Source organism: Streptomyces sp. NPDC046900 (genome assembly GCF_040644975.1).
Classification (GTDB): domain Bacteria; phylum Actinomycetota; class Actinomycetes; order Streptomycetales; family Streptomycetaceae; genus Streptomyces.
The window spans coordinates 1-8,508 of sequence record NZ_JBEYXD010000166.1; the positions used below are offsets into that span (position 1 = coordinate 1).

Sequence of the window (8,508 nt, forward strand, 5' to 3'; positions counted from 1 at the left end):
AGCCTCAGCCATGCGCCCAGACGGTAGCCACAACGACACGACCCCATGCCGTGAACTGCGAAGACAAGCACGGTAGTTCAGTCAACAGTCAGGTGGCGGCAGGCACCCTCGACCGCGCCGGTGGCGATCGGCCACCCGTTGTTGAGCGCGGTGTCATAGTGAAGCTGGTCGAGGTGCCCGGTCAGGTAGTGCTCGCAGGCGTCGACGGCCTCGCGCCGGGAGCCCGACAGGTGTTCCCGCTCCGCCTGGGCGGTCATCTCGGCGGCGACCCGGGCGGCGTGACCCGCGAGGATCGCGGTCAGATGGTCGGCCGCCCAGGCCTCGGCCTCGGTGGTGCCGGGTTTATGGAAAGCGCGGCCGGCGGCCCAGACGTACTCGGCCACGTGCACGAAGTCCAGCAGGACGTGGACCGTGACGCCGCGTCGGACGGTCTCTGATGCGATCAGGTCAAGCTGGTGACGGGCGCCGTCGACCAGGACGACCCACGGCCGCAGGTGCTTCGGGTCACGGGCCTCGGCCTGGTCGAAGACGTCGGCGATGACCTGCTCGGGCGGGCGGACCAGTGAGGCGGTGCACCACTTGTTCTCCGCCCTCGGCCCCGGACGGGCGGGACGCTCGCCGCTTCGGCCGCCGGGCGGGTGGATCACATCGTGCGGGCGCCTGGGCGCCGGTCGGGTGTCGAAGACGCAGGCCACGGTCGCCATCCGCTTCCGGTTCGGCTTCTCGCCCGGCGCGAGCCGGCCACGATGGCCGGCGGCGGCTTTCTCAGCGGCCCGGCGGGTGGCCTCGCGCAGGGCCTCCGGGCGCATGACCACGCCCTTGCCGTCCACCTGGACCACCAGCGGCATCTCGCGGCTGTACGGCACCGGGATCACGGTCCGGTAGAAGCCGTCGACGTCGACCGCGGCGGCGACCACGAGCTCTTCCAGCCTGCGCTTGCCGAGCACGTTCCCGCAGCGGCGTGTCACCGCCTGGTGGGCCTGGTCGAACGAGCCGCGGACGGCCTCGGTCACCGCGAGCCGCCGTAATCCCGTCGAATGCCGGCCCGCTGGTAGCGACAGCACAGCGTCAGCGGGATGGACATTGCCCACACCCCGGCCCCGGTGGGCGACCCGAGTAACCCGGACCATCCCGAACACGCTGGCCAGCCAGCGCGAGTGTCCCGTCTCCCGCCAGGGCCGCACCCGGCCTTCCGGACCCACTACGACCGGGACGCCACCGGAACGAACCTGTTCCTCCTCCCGCACCGCGCGCAGGTCAAGATGGTCCTGCAGCAAGAGGCGAAGCAGTTCCCGCCCGGCCGCGTCGAGGTATTCCTCCAGTTCAGTGTGGGTCCACGTGCCCGCATCGCTGCCCGACAGCATGGTGGTCAGCGTCTCGAAGGCGCTGAAGGAGTCGGCAAAGGGGTCAGCGATGGCATGAGTGTCGTACGGTGTCATCTCCAGGGCTCTTCCCGTCCAGCATCGATTGGGTCGCACCTTCGAATGTAGGCGTGGAAGAGCCCTGTTGTTAACGGGAGTTGGGCGAAACGCCACCCCGGCGGCGGGCCAAAGTGAACAGGCCGGGGACATCCTCGTCCAGCCAGCCCCGCTCCACCAGCCGCTTCAACTTCGACCGCGTGCCCTCGATCTTCCCGGTCTCGGCCGGCAGCCCGATCCTCGGCACGATCTGCTTGGCACGGACCGGCCCCGGCGCATCCGCCACCACCTCCACGATGTCCCGATACACCCCCGGCAGGACCTCCGCCCCCATCCCCGGCTGCCAGTTCGGCACCGTCAGCACCCCGATGACGTGCCGCTCCGCCCCCGCATAGGCCGACACCACCGGCTCACCCTCGATCGACCGGTCGGCATCGATCGCGACAGCCGGCTTCTCCGGGGTCATCTCCGCCAGCACTTCAGTGACTGTCTCCCGCGTGATCCGGAGACGCTCCAGCCCCGCCCTGGCCAACTCCAGCTTCCCCGACAGCTCTGCGACCTCGGCTTCCAGCTCCTCCACCCGAAGCTGGGCAGCTGCCTCGCGCGCTTCCAACTCCTCGAACAGCGAGCCCATCCGCCACGCCTCCTCCACCACCACGGTAGAGACGAGAAATCCCGAACACAGCCCCGCTGCCCGGTGACTCTGAAACTCAACCGTTTGCCGCTGAGGGTTGACCGGCAGCACGGAGGATCAGAACCAGCCGTCCATGCGGACAGCTCAGTCGGGCGAAGTCGCGCCGCGGTACTGGACCACCTCATCGAAGATGCTCCAGCCGTCAATCTCTTCAGTCACGGGATCGTCGGTACGCCAACCGCGTTTCAGGGCTGCGTCGAGCAGGGTCCTGACAGTGCCCGGCTCGTGCAGGTTCACCGTTCTGCCGAGCTCCGTGCCGACGGCTCCGGATGGCATGAGGTACCCGTCAGGGACAAGCCTGCCGGAGCCTGCCTGGAAGACGATGCGGAGACGCCCCCTCGCTTTGAACTGGCGGATGACGAGGGTTTCGCAGCAGACCTCGTATTGACCGTTGCCCAGGGGGCGGTGGGTGTGGCTCAAGGTCCAGAGGAAGTTCTCCCCCTCGACCACGAGACATCGTGCCCTCTTATCGCTGCGAGCCATCCGCCAATGCTAGCGAGAGCCCGTTGACCAGCGCGATCAATCTTCAGCATCGGAGACACCCGCTCAGCAATCCCCAGCTCGGCCCCTCCCTTCAGAGGAACTGCACCCATCATCGATCTCCGCCTTACAGTGTGGACGGCAGGTCTTGCTCGACCCAGACGAGCTTGCCGCCCGTTGCGGGGCGGAAGCCCCACCTGCTGGACAACTGGGCGATCAGGAACAGTCCCCGGCCGATTTCGTCGACGATGCGGGCATGGCGCAGGCGCGGGTAGCACTTTCCGCTGTCAAAGACTTCGCAGGTCAGGGCTTGGTGCTGGATGAGTCGTAGCCGGATCGGGCCGGCGCCGTGGTGGACAGCGTTGGTGAGCAGTTCGCTGATGATCAGCTCTGTTGTGGGCACGAGATGCTCCAGCCCCCATGCGCTGAGTTGATGGGCGGCCAGGTGCCGGGCGGTGCTGACGACGGTCGGCTCGGTTGGCAGGTCCCAGGAGGCGATGTGGGCCGCGTTGAGTGTGTGGGTCCGGACAAGGAGCAAGGTGACGTCGTCGGGTGCTGCCTGAGTCGGCACGGTTTCCATCACTGAGGAGCACAAGTCTTCCAGGGACTGTTCGGGTTGTGCCAGGGCGGTGCCGAGGCGGTGCATGCCGACGTCGATGTCGTCGTCACGGGATTCGACCAGGCCGTCGGTGTAGAACGCGAGCAGGCTGCCTTCGGGCAGTTCGACTTCCACGGCGTCGAAGGGGACCAGCCCGAGGCCGAGGCCGAGTGGGGCTCCGGTGGGTAGGTCGGGGAAGGTGACCTGGCCTTGTGGGCGGATGATGGCGGGCGGGGGGTGCCCGGCCCGTGCCATGGTGCACCGGCGGGTGATCGGGTCGTAGACGGCGTACAGGCAGGTGGCGCCTACGACCGTGGGGGTCTGGTCCGCGGCGTCGGCGTCTTCCTCGGCCAGTCGCTGGACGGTGTCATCGAGGTGGGCCAGCAGTTCGTCGGGAGGCAGCTCCAGGTCGGCGAGCGTGCGTACGGCGGTGCGGAGCCTGCCCATGGTCGCGGCTGCGTTGATGCCGTGTCCGACGACATCACCGACGACGAGGGCCACCCGGGCGCCGGACAGCGGGATCACATCGAACCAGTCGCCTCCGACGCCGGCGTCCGTGTCGGCCGGCAGGTAGCGCCCCGCCGCCTCGACCGCCGGGCCGCCCGTCAAACGGTGGGGGAGCAGGTTGCGTTGCAGGGCGAGGGCCGTGGTGTGTTCGCGAGTGTATTGGCGGGCGTTGTCCAAGGAGAGCGCGGCCCGGGTGACGAGCTCCTCGGCGAGGAGCAGGTCATCCTGATGAAACGGAACGGGGTCCTCGCTGCGGCTGAACAGCGCGACACCCAGGACGGCGCGCCGCGCAATGATGGGCACGATCATCAGGGAGTGCATCCCGTACTCCCGGATCTTTTGCGCCCACGCTGGATCCTGGTCGACCCATGTCCCAGGAGAGGCGTCCAGCATCGGTTCCAGGTGGGACCTTCCCGTGCGCAGAACGGTGGCGAGCGGCGAGGTCGGGGGGACGAAAACCGTCTCCCCTCGCACAAAGGCCGACTCTGGCGTTCCTGGGTGGATCGAGGCCTGACCGGCACGGCGGAACACGGTGGGGCGATCGTACATTGGGTCGATTCGGGCAGAGGGCTCTTTGCCGAATGGAACCGACTCCGCCAGGTCGACGGTGACGTAGTCGGCCAACAGGGGCACGGCGAGGCCGGCCAGTTCCTGTCCGGTCTGCATGACGTCCAAGGTGCTCCCGATGCGCGTGCTGGCCTGGCTGAGGACGGCAAGGCGCTCGCGCACCCGCTGGTTGCTGGTGACATCCACGGTCAAGGAGCACACCCCCAGTGCCTGGCCGTCCGCGTCCTGGAGGCAGAAGAACGAGGCCGCGAACGCATGCTCCCGGCGCGGATCTTCCGGCGGCCATGCCCGGTACTCGTGGACCGCGGAAGTGCCGCTCGCCAGCACCTGCCGCATCACCGCTTCAAGGGCCTCGGCCTCAAAGCCGGGCAGTGAATCGGTGAGTCGGCGGCCGAGCCGCCGGTCACGGGAAATGCCGTCATGCTCCATCGTGTCGTTCACCCAGGTACAGCGCAGTTGCGGGTCACGAATGGCGATGCCGACCGGCGCACGGGCAAGCAGCGACTCCCGCACCGATCCGTTCACCATCCCCGAGGACAACGCGCCTATGTCGGTCAGGGATACCAGCCACCGGTGGGTTGCGTCCTGTCCCCGCAGCAGCAGGAGACGCAGGCTCAGGTTGAGCGTGCGGCCGTCGCGGTGGCGGATTGCCGCGGTGCCGGACCAGCCACCTTGGGCACGGCACTGCTCGGCGAACGCTGATACCCCCAGCGCCTCCTCCGAGGACGGCAGCACGAGTGTGGCGGACCGGCCCACCACGTCCTCAGCGCAGTACCCGACAACGTGCTGAGCGGCTTGCGTCCACGCGACCACCGTCCCTTGCTCGTCGATCACCGCTATCGCTGCGTCGGATATCTCGCGCAGCCTCAGCGGCTCCAAGAGTGCGGCCTGGTCAGTGCTCATCATTATGGTTCCCATCAGGTGCGTAGGTGCGTAGGTGATCCGCCGCAGGCCTTACCTGCGTTGGCCGCAACCTGGCCGGTGGCGTCGGTTGCGCCGGGCGCCTGGTGACCTGCATTGCGAGGGGTGAATCCGTCGGCGGCGAGTTCCGGATCCTTCACCACCAGGACGTCAAATTAGGACTATACAGACCAAAACCTTCTACGCAACCCTCTCCGGCAGGCCGAGTCGGCCGCGCTGGATGCAGGCCGGTCAATGTCGCATCGGATCAGTAAATCTGCAGCTCGCAGCCCCATCAAGGCTACGCCGTGCACCATTCGGCCGGTCGGAACGAGCGACTTCAGGCCGCCTCGAGCCAGGCCGGCTCGGGCCTGATCGATCACCTGACTGGACCATTTAGTCCAACATTGTGCCTTCGTCTCACACATGGGCTGGCTCAAATTATTTCGCATTGTGCGCCCATTGGCGTTAGGCGACTCTTGGGTCATGTCCCGCAGCGAGGTGAGACGGCGTCGTGGACGGTTACGGCGACACGCCTGAAGATGTCGCCGCGACCGTTGATGTCGCCGTGGAGTTTGGTCTGGCCGGTATCGAGGGCGAGTACACCTCGGGCAATCCCGATCAACCGATCCGCGGCTTCGACGAGGCAGTCAATCGCGTACGTAGCGCTGTCGACGCGGCCAGGGGGCGGATCGTCGTTACGGGCCGCGCCGACAACTTCATCCAGGGGCGACCTCGCCTCGGCGGCGACAGGCATCAGTTTCGAGCGCATCAGCGAACTACTTCCCCGCGGCAAGAACTAGCCCAAACTCGACGAACCACCGCTCCTTACCTGCTGATTACAAGAAGAAGGCAGATTGACGTGAATCTCGACAAGCTCATGAGCAAGCACCTCAGTAGGTATCTCGACCCCAGCAAGACCATTCCCGAGGAAACCCTTCAGCAGCTGCTGAGGTTCCTGCGCTCGGCGCCTACGTCGACGAACATCCAGCCCAACCGCTTCTACGTCCTTGGCACACCCGAAGGCAAAGAGCGGCTTGCCAACAACCTGGGCGATTTCGACAACGGCGAGAAGATCCTGCGCGCGTCGCACGCCATCATCCTCACCACCCGGGTAGATCTGCCCGAGAGCCACGTCGAGGCGGTGTTCTCGAAGGAGAGGGCCGATGTCCGGTTCCCGGACCCGGCACAGCAGGAGCTGCGGGAGTCAATGAACGACGACTTCCTCAACTTCCTCAGCCTGCCGCGCATGTACGGCGACGAGAACATGAAACACTGGATGGAAAAGCAGACCTACATGGTGCTGGGCATGACCATGATGGCGGCCGCTGAGCTCGGCGTCGAGGCCATGCCACTCGAAGGGTTCGACCCGGTCTGCGTCGACGAGGCGTTCAAGATCCGCGAAACCGGATACACCACGACAGTGCTGATGCTCCTCGGCTACCCCGACCCCGCGAAGGTGTACAGCAACCCGATTTCGCGCTTCGAATCCGACCAGCTGTTCACTTTCCGCTAAACATCCACGGCATCGGGAAGGACCGTGGCTGAAGTACACCGGCCTCGGACACCTCGGTCCTCGATGTCGGCACACTCCGGAGGGCCAGACCGGCGGCAGGCGCCGCCGGTCGTCACGGCCTGCGCGATGTCGGTCGCGGACCGCCGAAGCGTACACGCTGACGCTGACCTTCTCCGATGGGAGCGCTAACGCAAAGTTTTAGAGCACGACGTTCGAAGTTCCATGCTCACCACTGGTCGACTCAAGATGGCACCTGACCGCACCCTTCAGTCACTCGCGCCGGCAGCCCTCGCTCCTCACACCCCGTGAAACCAGCTGGGCTCGGCGCGATGCCCGTTCAGCTGTCCATCAAGACGAGTGGTCCCGTCAAGCCCTGGCCGGGCAGCAGCCTTACGCTCGCTCGTGCCGCGCACAACTGTGAACCCATCGCCGTCGCTCTCGGCGTTGCGTTGGAACGCGTCCGCACCGACGCCACCGGAAACGGCGACCTCACCCCAAGCAGCGAAGACCACGCTACTCAAGGAAATATCAAGGGAAACCCAGTGAACCCCGAGATGAATGTGCAGAAGAACGGCGACAGCAGATCATACGAAGCCGTGGTCGACGGACAGGTTGTCGGCATGATCGTCTACCACACACCGCATGGCAATCAACGCGTGACGCTCAGCCACACAGTCGTTGAGCCTGAGTACCGGGGCCGAGGGATCGCAACCCGGCTTGTCAAACACGCACTGGACGATCTACGAGCGCAAGACCTGAAGCTCACCAACTACTGCCCCTTCGTGGCGGACTACATTGCCGACCACCCTGAATACAAGGAACTCGTCGACAGCCGCTTCCCGGGCCGCGCGACGGTACCCGACCGCGCACCGCGCGAACGCGCCAACTGACGAACGCCCGGATCGCACCGAAACCTGTGCAATCGCCGACGTAGAGGAGATGACTTAGAGCTCGCATTCGGTCGACATCCTCGGAGCACTAGTTCGGACCGCACGCCTGCAACTTGCTCCGTGGACGATGTCCGATGTTGAAGCGGCCCTGAGTATCTTCGGTGACGGAGAGGCTGCTCGATGGTTGACGCCGGCCATGAACCCCTCTCCGGACATGGCTGCCATGCAGCATCTGGTTTCCAGATGGGGCGCAGACAGCGCAACCATCGAGCAACCACTCAGCCGTTGGAAGGTCACTGATCTCGCCATCGGCCACACCGTCAGCGCGGTCTCATTGCTGCCTTTGCCTCCCGACAACATCGACTTCGAGATCGGCGTCCAGATCGCTCGTGGCTGGTGGGGCAATGGCTATGCCGGTGAAGTGCCCCGGTCGTTGGTGGCTCGGATGGCCCAATGGCGTCCGCGGACCTCCCACTCGTCCGGCAGCGGGATCCGACCCGCGCCGTGGGGGCGTCGAGCAGCTCGGCGAGGAACTGCTGGTGGTAGGCGGCATCGCGGTGTTGTCACGTTGTGGGGTATCTAGATGTCTGACGGTGCGTGAAGGCGTGGTGCAGGCGGGTGCTGTTGGGCTACTCAGGCTGTGGTGGGCTGGCTGGCGGCGCCGGGCTCCGCCTCGGCCGAGGGGCGGGCCTCGGCGACGACGGGGGAGAAGGCGCGGCCACACGACACCGCGGCGAGTCATGAACCGGGCCGGGCACCGGGCGCCCCGGACTCGCCACTGTCGCAGCCGCCATCGCCGTCGCCTTCCCGGTCATCCGGCGGCGGCCTCCTCGGGCTGGGCGGCTCCAACCGACATGTGGACCCACACCGACCCCGCGGTCGTGTCCGTACCCAGAGCAACCCATGCCGCCGGGACACGCCTGCTACTCCTCTCGAAC

6 protein-coding genes and 1 pseudogene are annotated in these 8,508 nt (G+C 66.4%); 3 read left to right on the forward strand and 4 right to left on the reverse strand.

Translation table 11 applies throughout. The features are described from left to right. Window positions 1–89 precede the first annotated feature (89 nt). From ABZ904_RS49405 to ABZ904_RS49420, 4 genes and pseudogenes are all read right to left on the reverse strand, one after another. Window positions 90–1,439, reverse strand: a pseudogene (locus ABZ904_RS49405) (ISKra4 family transposase); the annotation flags it as partial. Window positions 1,440–1,509: 70 nt separating this feature from the next. Continuing rightward, the gene (locus ABZ904_RS49410) at window positions 1,510–2,076 is read right to left on the reverse strand and encodes a hypothetical protein (protein WP_361830721.1); all 567 of its coding nucleotides are present in this window, start codon (window positions 2,074–2,076) and stop codon (window positions 1,510–1,512) included. 120 nt (window positions 2,077–2,196) lie between these two features. After that, on the reverse strand, window positions 2,197–2,595 hold the full coding sequence (locus tag ABZ904_RS49415; RefSeq protein WP_361830724.1) for a hypothetical protein: 399 nt from the start codon (window positions 2,593–2,595) through the stop codon (window positions 2,197–2,199). A gap of 124 nt (window positions 2,596–2,719) precedes the next feature. Continuing rightward, window positions 2,720–5,170: a SpoIIE family protein phosphatase gene (locus tag ABZ904_RS49420; RefSeq protein ID WP_361830727.1), complete on the reverse strand. Its 2,451-nt coding sequence runs from the start codon at window positions 5,168–5,170 to the stop codon at window positions 2,720–2,722. Between the two features lie 508 nt (window positions 5,171–5,678). On the opposite strand from ABZ904_RS49420, the gene ABZ904_RS49425 reads away from it, so the two are divergent. From ABZ904_RS49425 to ABZ904_RS49435, 3 genes are all read left to right on the forward strand, one after another. Beyond that, complete coding sequence (locus ABZ904_RS49425) at window positions 5,679–6,680, forward strand: nitroreductase family protein (protein ID WP_361830730.1); 1,002 nt, start codon at window positions 5,679–5,681, stop codon at window positions 6,678–6,680. A 329-nt stretch (window positions 6,681–7,009) separates the two neighbouring features. Continuing rightward, the gene (locus ABZ904_RS49430; protein WP_361830733.1) at window positions 7,010–7,570 is read left to right on the forward strand and encodes a GNAT family N-acetyltransferase; all 561 of its coding nucleotides are present in this window, start codon (window positions 7,010–7,012) and stop codon (window positions 7,568–7,570) included. Between the two features lie 106 nt (window positions 7,571–7,676). Further along, on the forward strand, window positions 7,677–8,153 hold the full coding sequence (locus tag ABZ904_RS49435; RefSeq protein ID WP_361830735.1) for a GNAT family N-acetyltransferase: 477 nt from the start codon (window positions 7,677–7,679) through the stop codon (window positions 8,151–8,153). Window positions 8,154–8,508: the final 355 nt, after the last annotated feature.